We start from the raw sequence: 14,773 nt of genomic DNA on the forward strand, positions 1-14,773 counted from the left end.
GGCTACCGGTGATAGGGAAGACCTCTGATAATGGTAAATGCCCGGTACAGTTGCTCATACAACAAAAGCCGTGCAATTTGATGAGGAAAGGTCATAGCAGATAGCGAAAGGATGATATTCCCTTTCTGAAGGCAATCCTTTGATAATCCATGAGGGCCACCTATGATAAAAACCAATTGATATGGCCCTTCTATCTCGCAGCGTCTTATTACCTCTGCCAGCCCCTCACTGGAGACCTGCTTCCCGGTCCGGTCCAGAATAATAACATAATCAAGCGAGTCTATTCCGGAGCAGAGTTTCTCTCCTTCTGAAACACATGCCATTTCAATGGTTGAGGGATGAGTATCAGGCACAGGCGCTTCAGGATATTCTATACATTCCACCTGACAGAATGAACACATCCGTTTCGCATAGTCAGCGATAGCATCTCGGATGAATGACTCTTTGATCTTTCCAATCGCACGTATTCTTATCCGGACCATCAGAAAACGGTATCCTCAAATTTTTCATGCTTCTTATGCAGGTATTGCCATACCTTTTCTGACGAAATAAACCCGTCATCAAGGCGATCAATGAGCTTATCAATCCTATCAACCTCATAGAGGATACGATCCTTTTCAGGAGACTCATTTTCATCAACCAACGTGGAGATGATGGTCAATGGATTTCTGATCTGATCATTTAAGGCGCCCATATGAACCAGGTTCTCTTCAAGTTGTTGGTAAAGCCGCTCCTGGTTCTGCTGAAACTCTACCTGGCGGGTGATATCACGGGCAATAATAAAAACTAGACTATTCTCATGATATCTGATATCCCGGATGATAATATCGAAAACGACCTGATCTGAGCTGGCATCAGATATCTGCCCTGAAGAAACCGGAAATGACCATTCAAACCTGGTACCCGATCCTGCAGGGTGATCCAAAATCCGCTGACAGAATCCATGAAGCGATGATGAATACCGGTTGTCTATATGCACGGAAAGTTGACACAAATCCTGACCGATGAATGTTCCACGTTCTTTCTGAAAAATAGCAGAAAAGGCCTGGTTGCAATCTACGATTTTTGTCCCGTCTAATACACAGATGGCATCCTGCGCTTGTTCAAACAGAATTCTTATTCGCTCTTCTGCTTCAGCCAGTTCTTCCTGGGTCCGGGCAAGTTCATCCTGATGTTTCCGAAGTGAGGAGGCGGTGTTATCAACTGCCTTTACCAGCGGAGTCAGCTCTACCGGGGCATTTGGGAGAATGCAGGGTTGACAATCAGGACTCTGTGATGAATCCAGGATATTCGCAATTCCTTGGAGATGAAAAAGCAGATATCTGCGGTAATACAGAATGAGGCCGGCGAAAAAAAGGCCGCACAGAATGGCGGATGTGAGGATCAAATATAGTATCAATGAGGATGTATAGGGAGTTCTGAATGGTATTTCAGTTTTCACAAGGTATGCAGGATTGTCCCGAATGTCTGAAATAACGCTGTATATGATGAACTTCTGACCTGATGGATCCAGTTCTGCATACGGGAGAGAAGCTTTGACATACTGTTCCCGATCTGCATAAGTTCCAACAATCTGAAATGGAAATACCGAATTATCAGATATCTCCATAATCCGGTCTTCATCAAGATATCTTCCAAAAATGAGATATCCTTCCTGCGGGCCGGTCTCATCACTCCGGTAGATCCCTTGAACCGCGATAAGGACCGGACCGGATTTCAGAGGGATGATACCAGTAATCGGATCAACCAGATCAGGATCGGTGAGAAGCTGATATCGCGATATCAAATCAAATACATCATCAGGTATGGGAACTGCCGATTGCTTTTGAGAATCATACCCCTTCTGGAAGACAACTCCCCCGGTTTTATTTAAATAAATTGCAAGATCAAGTTGTGATGCTGAAAAAGTTCCATCCTGAAGATTTGACTGGATATACTGATAGTTCCCATCCTGGACAAACTGGTAGGTATCATCCCATACCCCCCAGTCATGGGTAAATAATGACAGGCTCTTCTCTTCCATCTTCAGGATTTGAACGACCTTTTCTGCGACTTCCGGAGCAGTTGCACGTTCTGCATCAGTAATTCCCTGCATGACCGTGAAATGCGATACCAATAATACTCCGGAGATAAGCAGAGTAGAGAATATAAGAGTTGCCAGAATAAGGTGCCCGAATACAGACTGTCGCATGGAGATCTCCAGAATGAGTAACAATTGCGATTACATATTTCTATTATCAGCCGTTAAGGTTATGCTGCACCACCAGATAATGAAAGCATGAGTTCAATGACAGAAAAAGAGATGAACACTGGCGATCCGGCTCCGGATTTTTCACTCCCGGATCATACCGGAACCATGCATACAGCTGCTTCATACCGGGGATCATGGTACATCCTCTACTTTTATCCGAAAGATAATACAACGGCCTGCACCGCAGAAGCTCTGGCTTTCTCAGCAGTCTATGAAGAACTGGCAGAACTTGAAATTCCAGTTATCGGAGTAAGCCCTGACACCATGGAAAGTCACCGGAAATTTATCGAAAAGCATGATCTCATGATAACATTACTTGCGGACGTAAACCATGAGGTCATCGGGGCATATGGAGCATGGAAACGAAAGAAGATGTACGGAAAGGAATATATGGGTGTCGAGCGTTCCACCTTTCTTATCGATCCGAATGGAATCATCCGGGAGATATGGAGAAATGTGAAGGTGAAAGGTCATGTCGAGGCGGTGACCAGCAGACTTCGTGAACTAAAAGCTGTCATACCCTAAAAGACTTCAACCCCGTCGTCAAGTGGTTCAATAAGACGCTCCCCGGTGAAGGCATTAATCTCGACTATCTTTTTCCCCTTGATTTGCCACACCGGAACATAGAGCTCACGAAGCTCCAGCGAGATGTTTTCCGGTTCAGGGGCCAGATTCTTCTCTTCATAGAAGATGGCATCACCTTTCACCTGTCTTATCCGGACTCGTTTTGTCATAGAACTAATGAGATGACTGGTAATCTTCTTCTCTGCTTCCGCGTGGGATATCGAGGGTTTGGAGATCTCACTCCCCTCCGGGATCTCCCGCCGGGTTATGGTATCTCCGTCAATATCAATAAGCGCGCCATTGATGGCATTCATCGCCCCTGAACCGCTCCCGTCAAACTGGATATTCTGATCCTTATAACCGGCACTCCCTCTGCAGGTATACTTAAACATCCAGCACGGAAGGAACCGGAGGGTAGCCACTCCGGGGATACCGGCCTTCTCCTCAGCCTCGTCACGGTGGATACGGACCGGGAGATGAGGGATCCTGACGCCGCCTTCTGACTCGTGATGAGTCCGCGCTTTGTATGAACCAGTCTCTTCACTGCCATCCAGTGGAAGAACCAGTGTCTTTCCCAGGACACGGGCGAGCACTGCTTCACCGGCATACATCGCAAACTCCTCCGGGTACCAGACAATACAATTATCTGCCGTAATTGAAGGATTAAACGTCACTAGAATCTTTTCGCAGATCTTCTCTTCCTGCCCGACGCGGATAGTATACTCGGTTTCAGAGTATGAATCTGCCGCACCCGGATCATCTGAACACATGACCAGAAGATAGGTATTATTCCTGATTGCAGACAGATCCAAGGGTGCTGGTGCAGTATGGACGTCAAATCCCGCTGCCTTTAGGATATCTGAAACTGCACGTGATGCCTTTTCCCTGGTTCGCTGCTCCATACCGTACTGTATACCGTCCAAAAAAAGAATATTTTTCTATCTCCGGGCTCGTACAATGAGTCATGAGTGAATTCCTCAGGTTTGTCAGTCACCAGATTGAGGATTTTGCTATGCAGGTCACATTCAACCCTGTTGAGGGTACCGGGACTGTTGTGTATAATCTCTCACTCGTGCGTGTCGAAGACCTTGAGCAGACAATATCAGTGTTTCGCGCAACCTGTGAAGCCGGAGTGTCACCAAGCAGCCTTATCCGGATTCTCTATGCGGGCGAAGAACTGGATGGATTTGTGATACCACAAAATTTCTGCGGCATCCTCACCCTGTGTAGTACAACCCTTGACGGCCTTCTCCTCCAGCGGGGGATACCCTCCAATCCAATCGGTGGTGGTGTTATAGAAGTTGCAGAGAACATTCCCAAGCGGTTTACCCATCTGATAAAATACGAATATACCACGATAGATCCGCTTCAGGTGCTGGTGTCCCAGGAGATAACATCAGTCCACCAGGTCATGAAACACGGCAACGGGAGTATTCTTGGGAATATTCGTGAATGCCACATGGAAGCGGAGGATGATGTGGAAGAGGTTCTTGATGAACTGACTGAGGGTTATTTTACCGGCATACTGGACCTGGGTCTGCCAAATACTCCCTGCCTTGGAGTGGCTGTTGATCCCCAGTACATGGGACTTGCCGCCCTTGGTGGTACCAACTGGATGGCTGCACTCAGGGAGGAGGGTATATCGGTGACCATGCAGGCAATGAAGGGTCTGTGTGACATCTCAACCATGGAATTTGTTTCACAACTCTAGAGAACTAAGTCGTAATGCGTATATTTTTATTTATGAGGAGTCGATGAAATTACATGCAGCCAATCCCACTCGTAAACCCGGATGTCAGGGACTGCTCTGAACTTCTCACGGTAATGGCAGACCCAGACTGTAGAACCGGGGGGCCGGCATATGAGATGTTCAGGGGGCTTTATCTAAATGATCCGGATAAAAAGTGGCTGGAGGAGCACAAGATCAGATATGATATAACCAGGATTCCCGGACAGGTGATCTGTGGAGAGTGGATAAAAACCAAGGGCCATTATCACCAGTCTGCTCCGGACGGGTATGCATTTCCGGAGATATATGAAGTGCTGGAAGGGGAGGCATTGTACCTGCTTCAAAAGATTGACCTCTCAGATATCATCCTGGTGAACGCACGAAAAGGAGACCTTGTCCTGATTCCTCCCGGGTATGGACATGTCACCATCAATCCGTCAGAGGATACCCTTCTTATGGCAAACCTGGTTTCTTCCGCTTTTACAAGCGAATATCTTCCATTTGAAAAGATGCAGGGAGCAGCATATTATCTGTTCGCCGATGGAAGAAGAGAGAGAAACCCACGGTATCCGGAAACAATCCCGGAATTGCGTGAGGTAACCTGCTATGGAAAACCGCTCCCCGAACCTTTTCCACAACAGGCACTCTACTCCTGTGTGGGAGATGAAAAGAGCCTGGCCTTTTTGAATAATCCCGGCTCGTTTTTAAAAGAGTATCAGGAACTTTATCTTTTTATGTGAGGTGCGGGTCGCTGTTTATGGCCTGCCCGATGAATTTTTTCCATTACTCTCTGTTCAGCAGGGCTCTTCGGTTTCCATCCCTGTTTTTCAAGGTTGGTGATGGCCTCATCAATAACCGCATAGGGCATACCCAGTTCATCTTCATCAGTCTGATTATGCCATAGTCCTGCGGACGGGGTTTTTTCTATTACCTTTTGAGGGAGTCCAAGATATCGTGCAAGATCCCAGACCTGAGTCTTAAGGAGGTGCATGATCGGCTGAACATCTGCTGCGTTATCACCAAACTTTGTGCAATACCCGAGGAGATATTCAGTATAATTAGAGGTCCCGCAGACCAGCCGGTTCATCTGGTTTGCATAATAATACAGCATCGTCATTCTGGTTCTGGCCATAAGATTCCCGACCAGGTATGAATTCTCAGTAAAGTCCGGCATCCTTCTGTATTGATCAATGACCGGCCCGATAGGTATCGTCATTACCGGGATATGAAGAGACTCGGCGAGGAGGCGCACATCGGCAGCATCTTCTGAAGGAGTAACTGCGGATGGGAGAAAAAACCCCTGCACCATATCAGACCCTGCGGCACGAACACACAGGGCTGCAGCGACCGCTGAATCTATACCACCTGAAAGTCCGATAACAAAGCCCTTTGAAGAGCCTGATATGAGTACATCCTGAAGAAGCGTTATGATGGAATCCGGATCCGGAGAGGTGCCTGTCATACCTGCTCAGTAGATTATCAGAGGAAGAAAAAAGAGTGCCTGATCAGCCGGTCCTATGCAAATGATTTTTCTCAAGATCACACAGGCGATCCTGGTACCTGATAAGAGAGAACGGAACGGAGGGGTGATTTCGGGTAAGAGAAGACAGGAAGGTATGAACATCAGGATCAGGATAAGCCTCGTTTTCGATAGGGATGTTCATCTCAGGTGCAATACGTCGCAGTTCGTCAAGAGGGATCTCGCGAAAGGGCCTCAGACAGAGAACCGGGGAGAGGTCAGGATCATGAAGGATTGAAGTCCAACTCCCCGAGAGCAAAGAGCCCAGTACCTGTTCCGCCTCTTCATCAAGCGTAGTGCATCTGATCATACGATCTGCCCCGGTCATCAGTACACTATCCCTGATACTTCGGCCCTGAATTTCTTCTGTTCTGATAATGATGGTTGAGGGGAGATGAGGTAAGATCTTAGAAACCTCAGGGCTATCGCACCCATTATGCAAAAGAACGAGCTCCATCCCAGGTCGTGTTCCAATTACCTGCACCAGAATAGAGAGGAGAGAGAGACATGCCTGCCCCTCCCATACGATAGCAAGAACTGGTCTTTTCCCCAGTCCTCCATCAAGCCGGATACTTCGCTTTACTCTGACCAGAACATCTGCAGCAAGATGGACTGCGCACAGATACCGGCCTGAATAACGCTGATGGATGACGGACGGTGCCCTGCATCTGACACAGGGTTCACGGGTATGGATCACGCTCATAAAATGGTATCCAAAATGTCTGATAGTCCTTTACAGGTTTTCCTGCGATCGGCATGAACTCTTGGACAAATCTTTCGAATCTGGGAATAAATTATGATCTGATACGATGCACTATAACATACCCGGATTATAAAATATACGTAAATGGACCTTTCTGCAGACCATATCAAATCCCTTCATAAATATGAACTCCGCATTCTCCAGTCAATTGAATACCTCATGAGCAGGTATTCCTGGGTACCGGAAGAGGAACTGGTCCACAACTCCCGCCTTTCTGCCAATGAAGTCCACTTCAGACTTTCAAAACTGATGGAGAAAGGAATGGTTAAGTATTCACAGGTCCCGTATCCCGGGTACTGCCTTATTTTTAACGGATATGATACCCTGGCAATATCTCATCTGGTAAAAAAGGGGATTATCAGTTCACTTGGATCCTGTATCGGTGAGGGCAAGGAGTCACGAGTCTATGAAGCACTCGGAACCGGCCCGGTTATCCTCAAACTGCACCGGATAGGACAGCGATCATTTCAGACAGTTCGGCGGGGAAGAAACTACCTTCCTGAAAAGCAGCATTGTCCCTGGGTGCTTGCATCACATTTCTCTGCCGAACAGGAATACCTCGCCTTGTGCACGCTTCAGAACCATGTCAGGGTCCCAACGCCCCTCCTGATGAACAGAAATGTTATCGCGATGACATATATCGCAGGTGACCGGTTATCTGACTGCACGCTGGAAAATCCGCGGGAAGTTTTGGATGAGATAATTGCCCAGGTCAGGGCAGCATACTCGCGTGGCTACATCCATGGTGACCTGTCAGAGTATAATGTCATGTTTGACGGCGAAGAGATCTGGATCATCGACTGGCCACAATGGGTCTCGCCACATCATGAAAATGCATCCGAAATCCTGGACCATGATCTTGAGACCATCACAAAGTTCTTTCACCGGCGGTACCGGATCTCTTCTGATATGAATGAAGTCAGGAGTCTGGTGACCGGGTGCTGATATTCGGAATCGATCTCATAACCGGATCTGTAAGATCCCGGACCGTCCAGCCAAAATATGCATTGGTACTACTCAAGGACGGCGATATTCAAAAAGAACTCTCAGTCTCGCTGCACCGGCTGGTACGGCTGGTTCATCGGTATCAGCCAGAGATCCTTGCGGTTGATTCGGTCCAGGAGATTGCACCCCACACACAGGATCTCTACCGTTTTCTTGAACAGCTTCCGTCAAAGACAAAACTGGTTGTAGTCACCGGAGGAGATCGTCAGGTCGGACTCATCCAGGTAGCTGCACGATATAATATCACCTTTGACCGGTTTGATCCCTTTGCAGAAGCCCGTGCCGCAGCCCAGGTCGCCTTTCACGGGGCTGGTGTGGAAGTTGTTGCATTTGAAAAAGAGACCGAGATTACCATAACCAGAAACAGATCTCCAGGGAAAGGTGGGTGGAGTCAGAACCGGTATGCACGAAAGATTCATGGGAATGTACTCCGGTATGCCCGTGAAGTGGAACAGGACCTGCAGAACCGGGGGCTCTCCTATTGGAAAAAGGAGTATAAAGCCTTTGGCGGTGTGTCCAGGGTAACCTTTCATGTCAGGGAGGACCGTGACCAGATCCCGGTCTCATCCTCGCGGGGCGGTGACGTTCAGATCCGCCTGTCTGGAAAACACCTTGACAGGATCCAATACCGGCCCCTTACCGCACGGCCGAAATATCTCATCGTGGGGATTGATCCCGGTACCACCATCGGGATTGCAGCTCTTGATCTGAACGGAGAACTGGTCAAAGTCCAGAGCTCACGCCAGATGACCATGGCCGATGTCATCGAGCTGATCTGGTCCCTGGGAAAACCGATTGTTGTTGCTTCAGACGTTGTTCCCATGCCCTTTACCGTTGAAAAGATCCGTCGTGCATTCCAGGCTGTCCCCTATACCCCACGTCAGGATATTTCTGTTGAGACAAAGTATGAGCTCGCCGGCAAATACGGATATGGGAATGATCATGAACGTGATGCCCTTACCGCAGCTGCTGAAGCCTACAAGTACTGGCGACATAAATTTTCAGGAATATTAAAACGAGTGCCGCCAGGTGTTGATCTCGATGAGGTTCGTGCCGGTATTATCCGTGGGCAGTCGTTAGAGAGAATCCTCAGTGAAAGAAAAGTGCCGGTTCGGACTGCACTGGAGAAGAAACCGGAAATCAGTCTTGATACAACAGACGAACGGGTCAGGATACTGGACGGGACGGTGAAAGATCTGAGAGTCCTGGTATCGGATCTGCAACAGGAGATCTTATCACTGAAGCGCCAAAACCAGGTATTATCAAAGAAAATAGCCGAAATGAAGATAGAACGGCAAAAGGGAGTCAACGCTGAACCGGAGATCATAAAACGGGATCAGATCATCCAAAACCTCAAGCACCGGCTCAGGCAGGAAGAACGTAACAATAAAAAACTGCAGAGAAGGCTCAAAAGGATGAAAGAGACGACGGATGAACTCCGGCCACAAGGTACCAGGGCGATAAAAGTGCTTCCAGACCTGTCACGTGAGAGTGTGCGTCTGCTTATCGAACGGGTCGGCATCCAGCCAGGAGATATCCTTTATGTCAAGACTCTCGCCTCCTGGGGAAAGGGGATTGTTCATGATATTGCACGAAATGGTGTTGAAGCGGTCATTGTAAACGAAAAAGCAGCGGATACTTTAAGCCATGAACTCCGTGATGTGTTCCTGCATGAGAACCTGCCTGTTGTAGTTTCAAAAGATATGCAGATCCAGGTCAAAGGAGACATGGGAACCTGTGACGAAGAAAAATACTCCGAGGCACTTGATGACTGGGTCTGTGAACATGACAAGTTCCTGAAGGGGAAGAGCGAGGAGATGCTTGAGTCTTTGATGAAGGAATACCTGGCAGAACGTGAACGAAAGGTCAAGTAACCATGGACGATCGTGACCTTCTGGAGATTATAAGACCAGTGTGCGGGAGTGATACCTGTTCTGATGATTGTGCCATACTTACCCTTCCCTGCGGAGCATTGGTCACATCCACGGACATGCTTCACGAACGCTCTGACTTCCCTGCCGGGATGACCGGGTGGCAGATCGGATGGATGTCGGTTGCGGTAACCATATCTGATATCGCCGCAATGGGAGCGGAACCCCTGCAGATCGTGCTCGCCATTGGTCTGGATACAGAGGAGCGTCTGGCAGAGATTGTTCTTGGTGCACAGGCCTGCTGTGATACATATGGGGCTGTGTATGCAGGGGGAGATCTTGACGCACACTCAGAACTTACCATTGTCTCAACCGGAGTCGGGATCATCAGAGATGGAGAGCCGGTCAGGAGGGGTGGTGCAAAACCGGGAGATATCATCTGTGTAACCGGTACCCTTGGAAGAGCCATTTTGGGCCTTACGGGGGACAGCCGGTTCTGGAAAGATCTCTGTGAGCCACAGCCACGAGTCAGAGAGGGGACTGTTGCCCGACTGGCGGGTGCACATGCGATGATGGATATCAGTGACGGACTTGCCATATCTCTCTATGATATCGCAGCAGAATCACATGTGGGAATGGAGATATCATCCGGACGAATCCCACTCCCACCAGAAGCAGATGTACAGGTGGCATTAGAAGCTGCATTATATGGGGGAGGGGACTTTGAACTGCTCTTTTTCATTTCAGAAGAAAAAATGAAGAACCTGACCATTCCTGTAACACAGATCGGCCGGGTATCAGAAGGCCTTAAAATTACAATGGATGGGATGGAACTCCCGAAAAAAGGGTACCTTCACCATTGGTAGGAATACCGCCAGTAGTTCCAGTTATTGGAGAAATATGTCACTCCCTGATAGAGGGAATCATAGACCCTGGCTATATAGAGATTCTCTCCAATCTTCTTGAAATAGGGGAATGCCTCCTGGACTTTTCCCATTTTGTACAGGGTCTTTCCCATTCCATAGAGTGCATCCCGGTTATCAGGGTTCAATTCAAGGGCTTTTGAAAAGTCTTTATATGCATTATCCAGGAGATCGATCTTCTGATATGCAGCACCCCGGTTCACATAATACACCGACTGATTTGGATCAATCTTCAAAGACTCATTAAAGGCATCGATAGCCCCATAATAATTACCCTGCTGAAATCGTGCAAATCCGAGATTTGTCCATCCTTCAGTACTTTGTGGAGAGATCCTGACAACCTGGGCGTATGCATCCTCACTGATCCCATATTCACTTGCAAGATCAGCGGCATACCCTTTTCTCATCCATGCAATCGGAATATCGGGATTTTCTGCGATTGCCCGATCATAGTAATGAATGGTATCATATGCCTGGTTTAATTGACGCATGACTTCTACCAGATACTTGAATGCGTCTTCTTTCATCGGATTAATCTGAAGAGCCGTCTCGAATGCTTCCTTTGCAACATCATACTGCTTATTCACTGCTGCTACATCACCGAGAAGGTACCAGGCATCATACGAATACGGAGCGAGTTTGGTTGCACGGGTAGCAGACCGCTGTGCATCATCCCGTTTCCCAAGTGCAAGTTCAGCACGTGCTTTCTGCATCCAGGTTGCCGGATCATCAGGATCAATCATGGTTGCGTTCTCAAACCGGTACAGAGCATCCTGATACCGTCCGGACTGCATCAGTAAAAATCCGACATTCGTGATAGTAATAGGATCATTCGGCTGAATTTTCAATGATTGATTAAACGCATCAAAAGATGCATCAAATTTCTTCAGGTTGGCATATGAAAAACCAAGATTTGCCCATACATCGGCATTACTCTGGTTTACCATGAGGGCGCTGCGTGAAATGGCTGCTGATTCATCAAACTCCCCTAGAACATTCTGAACCCTGGCTAAAGCCACGAGGAGATCAACATTCTTTGGATCATCCTTGACCAGCTGTGCATAAATTTCCCTCGACTCTTTGTATTTTCCAGTTTTCTCAAGGAGTTCGGCCTCAATAAACAGATTATCAGGATTATCAGGAATCAGGGTATTGAGTTGTTTATAAGCAACCGCTGCCTCTTCCAGACGGTTTGACAACCGGAGCATCTCACCAAGACGCTTCCATGATCTGGCATCTTTCAAATTGAGCTTTAAGGCATTGTCATACTCTTTAGCGGCTTCATTATATCGACCCGAGTCATACAACAGTTCTGCCTTTTTCACATGAAACTCGTAATTTTTCGGACTCAGGTTAATGGCAATCCCATATTCCCGGAGTGCCTGTTCTGTTTCATTCAGTGCAGAGTAAATATCTCCAAGACCTGCATGAGCCTGTGCATTCCGGGGATGAAAAGCCGTTGCATTCTTTAAATCAGCCAGGGCACTCATCAGATCTCCATTCCTGGCATAGACTGCACCTCTCCCGATGAGTGCCGAGCTGTTTTCAGAGTCTAGGGTCAGAACATGAGAATAGCCGATAATTGCCTCGGTGTTCATTGATTCATTGAATAAAAGATCTGCGGTCTTCAGCCAGAGACCTGCATCAGATGAATTCAGCCTGATTGCCGCATCATAGAGGGACAAAGCCTCCATTGCACTACCATTCTGTTCTTTATCCTCTGCCTGGATCGTAAGATTTGTAGAGATATTCGTAACATCAATTGGTTTATCATCTACACATCCAGCAAACAGAAGATATCCAGTAATAAGTGTAGTAAAAAGTATACACTTCAGAAATTTCAGAGTATAATAATTCGACATTCAAATCAGATAAAAAAAGTTAAAATCCGGTATTATAGGGGACACTTTTTACCAGATAATATGCCCCGTTAATATCAAGGGTTTCTTTATATCCACGCTCGGTCAGATACCCCTGAGAACTGTTATACAGGGTAATTTCATTTGCTTTAAATGAGGCACTCCCGATCGCACCATCTGCTCCTGAGGGCATCTCCACCCGATTTCGGGGCTCCGGGTACCATCCTTCAGGAACTTCCTGCCTGACGCCGGATCCCCGTTCATGGACGGTGATGTAATCCAGTTCACGATCAGTACTTCCCCACATGAAATCGGTCAGCTGGCCCCTGCTGGTATTCAGATACTCATCCATCGGGGTTTCATATGAGTAATTAGAATACACGGTCAGCGAGACGTCATATTTCCCTGGTTCACGATAGGTATGGACGGGGTTTTTCTCAGTTGACGTATTCCCGTCACCAAAGTCCCAGAGTCGGGCATCTGCAAATCCATAACTGATATCATAAAACCGTACTCTGAGTGGCGCATCCCCTTCTGTCCGGTCTGAGGTAAAATCAGCAGCAAGCGTTGAGACAACAAACTCATCATATGACGGGTGACAACCACGGGTAAAACCGGGTGGAGAAGGAAGCATGGATGGTTTTAATGTGTATGCTGCCTGCACCATCGTGCACAGTATTATCATAATAATAAAAAATCCAAGAAGGTATCTCCACCTGGCTGATGTCATAGTTTTATTCCTGAGGTATAGGTAAAGGACTTCATAAAGTTTACAATTGCCCCACTCACCATGGCATGATCACGCCATTCATTTGTTGCCGATGCATTCACGTTTGTTCCCCGCCCTTCAAGGATTGAACCTCTGAAATCGGTGATCACCGTACCGATTGCAGCATCAGTGCCATTGATAGGAGCTATACTTACCATATATTCAACACCGGCCGGAACGCCATCTTCGCCGACCGCACGAATCTTCAGTTTTGATTCCATCGCAAATGACTGCATGTTTACCAGTCTCGTCGATCCACTCACATGGTCATCAAAAGCAGGTGATACATCATACGAATCTGCAGTTATCAGAACCGGAGTGGTGAAAATGAAAAGTATGAGGAAGATGAAAACGCGAATCTGCGTCATAATATTCACGCCCACACGTTTGTCAGCGTGTTCTAATATGTTTCCTGCCAGAGGGATTTATGTCGGGGAGAGACCCGACGTAACGGTAAAGGATTTTCCAAAGGTGAATATCTGACCATCAACCGTTGTTTTGTCATTCATCTTCTTGGTGGATGCAAGGTCGGTCGTATTTGTTGGTGCCCCTTCCTCATTGGTCATTACAAACTCGGTGCTTGCTGTTCCGGCTGCATAGGGGATACCAGATGACATGTCCGGATGAATGCCGATAAGATACCGAAGTTCTGCCGGGATGGTATTGTCCGTTCCAACAGAGCGGGCCCGGGCCATGGTCGCAATCTGACCGCTGGTCATGTCAACAGCAGATGCACCTTTGTAATAACTATTGAACCCTCCGACATAATCACCGATGATTTCGGCAACAAGCGGATTTCGGACAGATCTGTTTACTTTGGTGTAATTACCCGAGTTGAACATCTCAAGCGAGTCTGAGGCTGTCATCTTACTTCCAATCTCCGGATCGGTAAGATAGGTGGAGACTATCTTTGAATCAACATTAAAGGCCCCTTTCTGTTGTGGCCCCTCGTCGATCTTCAGGCCCTTGCTCTGCGCAAGATATCCCCCATTGGTTGCCATATCACTTTTATAAACCACGGATGATACCCGCTCACCATCATAGAGAAAACCACCCTCATGACCACCATGGCTGCTGGTTTCCAGCTGATACTCCTGGTGAGAGGACATTGAACCAATCACTTCAAGATAGGTCTCTGAAGGAATCTGCCTGTTCGTGGTATTGGTCCCGTTCGGAAGGATATCTGCCGATGCAGGAAATATGAATAATAACACCAGGCAGATACTGATTAACACAGGAATTTTCGTATTCATGGACGGCACCGGAATTATCTTCATAGGTATTGGAATGAATACTATAGAAGATTGCCGGAAAAAGAAGACGCCCAGATCGGAATTCGAATCCGAGTCGTCGGCGTGACAGGCCGACATGATAGGCCACTACACTATCTGGGCTGGGCATATCCCGCCTCCCGGATTTGAACCGGGGACATCGCGGTAGCTGCGCTCTTGCCTCAAACGGCAAATCAGTCTACAGCCGCGCACTCTACCAGTCTGAGTTAAGGCGGGATTGTGCTCTAT

Annotated in this window: 15 protein-coding genes and 2 tRNA genes; 6 read left to right on the top strand and 11 right to left on the bottom strand. The window is 47.6% G+C overall.

Annotated elements, in window-relative coordinates:
* Window positions 1–2: 2 nt before the first annotated feature.
* Both MHUN_RS13535 and MHUN_RS13540 read right to left on the bottom strand, forming a co-directional pair.
* Complete coding sequence (locus MHUN_RS13535) at window positions 3–482, bottom strand: 23S rRNA (pseudouridine(1915)-N(3))-methyltransferase RlmH (RefSeq protein ID WP_011449549.1); 480 nt, start codon at window positions 480–482, stop codon at window positions 3–5.
* Window positions 482–2,191 (bottom strand): CHASE4 domain-containing protein, encoded by a 1,710-nt coding sequence (locus MHUN_RS13540; RefSeq protein WP_011449550.1) that lies wholly within the window; start codon window positions 2,189–2,191, stop codon window positions 482–484. Before MHUN_RS13540 ends, MHUN_RS13535 begins: the two co-directional genes overlap by 1 nt.
* A 96-nt stretch (window positions 2,192–2,287) precedes the next feature.
* Between MHUN_RS13540 and MHUN_RS13545 the strand changes: the two genes are divergently transcribed.
* Complete coding sequence (locus MHUN_RS13545) at window positions 2,288–2,776, top strand: peroxiredoxin (protein ID WP_204222976.1); 489 nt, start codon at window positions 2,288–2,290, stop codon at window positions 2,774–2,776.
* Here MHUN_RS13545 and MHUN_RS13550 read toward each other — a convergent pair.
* Window positions 2,773–3,717, bottom strand: a complete 945-nt coding sequence (locus tag MHUN_RS13550) for a hypothetical protein (protein ID WP_011449552.1) — start codon at window positions 3,715–3,717, stop codon at window positions 2,773–2,775. The genes MHUN_RS13545 and MHUN_RS13550 overlap by 4 nt on opposite strands.
* Window positions 3,718–3,779: 62 nt before the next feature.
* Between MHUN_RS13550 and MHUN_RS13555 the strand changes: the two genes are divergently transcribed.
* Both MHUN_RS13555 and MHUN_RS13560 read left to right on the top strand, forming a co-directional pair.
* Entirely contained in the window at window positions 3,780–4,526 is a 747-nt protein-coding gene (locus tag MHUN_RS13555; protein WP_011449553.1) for a DUF128 domain-containing protein, read from the top strand.
* Window positions 4,527–4,579: 53 nt separating this feature from the next.
* Window positions 4,580–5,284 carry a glucose-6-phosphate isomerase family protein gene (locus tag MHUN_RS13560; RefSeq protein WP_011449554.1) on the top strand — a complete coding sequence of 235 codons (705 nt, stop codon included), beginning with the start codon at window positions 4,580–4,582 and terminating at the stop codon, window positions 5,282–5,284.
* On the opposite strand, the gene MHUN_RS13565 is transcribed toward MHUN_RS13560, so the two are convergent.
* A complete protein-coding gene (locus MHUN_RS13565; RefSeq protein WP_011449555.1) occupies window positions 5,269–6,006 on the bottom strand; it encodes an NAD+ synthase in 738 nt (245 codons plus the stop codon). The genes MHUN_RS13560 and MHUN_RS13565 overlap by 16 nt on opposite strands.
* A gap of 43 nt (window positions 6,007–6,049) precedes the next feature.
* Window positions 6,050–6,766, bottom strand: coding sequence for a hypothetical protein (locus tag MHUN_RS13570; RefSeq protein WP_011449556.1), 717 nt, complete (start codon window positions 6,764–6,766; stop codon window positions 6,050–6,052).
* A 144-nt stretch (window positions 6,767–6,910) separates the two neighbouring features.
* On the opposite strand from MHUN_RS13570, the gene MHUN_RS13575 reads away from it, so the two are divergent.
* From MHUN_RS13575 to thiL, 3 genes are read left to right on the top strand one after another with little or no spacing between them, the layout of a single operon-like run.
* Window positions 6,911–7,771, top strand: coding sequence for a serine/threonine-protein kinase RIO2 (locus MHUN_RS13575; RefSeq protein ID WP_011449557.1), 861 nt, complete (start codon window positions 6,911–6,913; stop codon window positions 7,769–7,771).
* On the top strand, window positions 7,765–9,705 hold the full coding sequence (locus MHUN_RS13580) for a DUF460 domain-containing protein (protein WP_011449558.1): 1,941 nt from the start codon (window positions 7,765–7,767) through the stop codon (window positions 9,703–9,705). The genes MHUN_RS13575 and MHUN_RS13580 overlap by 7 nt, the downstream gene beginning before the upstream one ends.
* A gap of 2 nt (window positions 9,706–9,707) precedes the next feature.
* Window positions 9,708–10,568, top strand: a complete 861-nt coding sequence (gene thiL / locus MHUN_RS13585; protein WP_011449559.1) for a thiamine-phosphate kinase — start codon at window positions 9,708–9,710, stop codon at window positions 10,566–10,568.
* On the opposite strand, the gene MHUN_RS13590 is transcribed toward thiL, so the two are convergent.
* The 6 genes from MHUN_RS13590 to MHUN_RS13615 form a co-directional block, all read right to left on the bottom strand.
* On the bottom strand, window positions 10,556–12,487 hold the full coding sequence (locus MHUN_RS13590; protein ID WP_011449560.1) for a tetratricopeptide repeat protein: 1,932 nt from the start codon (window positions 12,485–12,487) through the stop codon (window positions 10,556–10,558). The genes thiL and MHUN_RS13590 overlap by 13 nt on opposite strands.
* A 19-nt stretch (window positions 12,488–12,506) precedes the next feature.
* Entirely contained in the window at window positions 12,507–13,214 is a 708-nt protein-coding gene (locus MHUN_RS19800; RefSeq protein WP_011449561.1) for a PKD domain-containing protein, read from the bottom strand.
* Window positions 13,211–13,621 (bottom strand): hypothetical protein, encoded by a 411-nt coding sequence (locus MHUN_RS13600; RefSeq protein ID WP_011449562.1) that lies wholly within the window; start codon window positions 13,619–13,621, stop codon window positions 13,211–13,213. Before MHUN_RS13600 ends, MHUN_RS19800 begins: the two co-directional genes overlap by 4 nt.
* A 57-nt stretch (window positions 13,622–13,678) precedes the next feature.
* Window positions 13,679–14,506, bottom strand: a complete 828-nt coding sequence (locus MHUN_RS13605; RefSeq protein WP_011449563.1) for a hypothetical protein — start codon at window positions 14,504–14,506, stop codon at window positions 13,679–13,681.
* A 68-nt stretch (window positions 14,507–14,574) separates the two neighbouring features.
* Window positions 14,575–14,647 (bottom strand) — tRNA-Asp (locus MHUN_RS13610).
* 8 nt (window positions 14,648–14,655) lie between these two features.
* Window positions 14,656–14,761: transfer RNA gene (locus tag MHUN_RS13615), tRNA-Tyr, on the bottom strand.
* Window positions 14,762–14,773 lie beyond the last annotated feature (12 nt).

Origin of the sequence: Methanospirillum hungatei JF-1 (genome assembly GCF_000013445.1) — an archaeon.
In the GTDB taxonomy this organism is placed as follows: Archaea; Halobacteriota; Methanomicrobia; order Methanomicrobiales; family Methanospirillaceae; genus Methanospirillum; species Methanospirillum hungatei.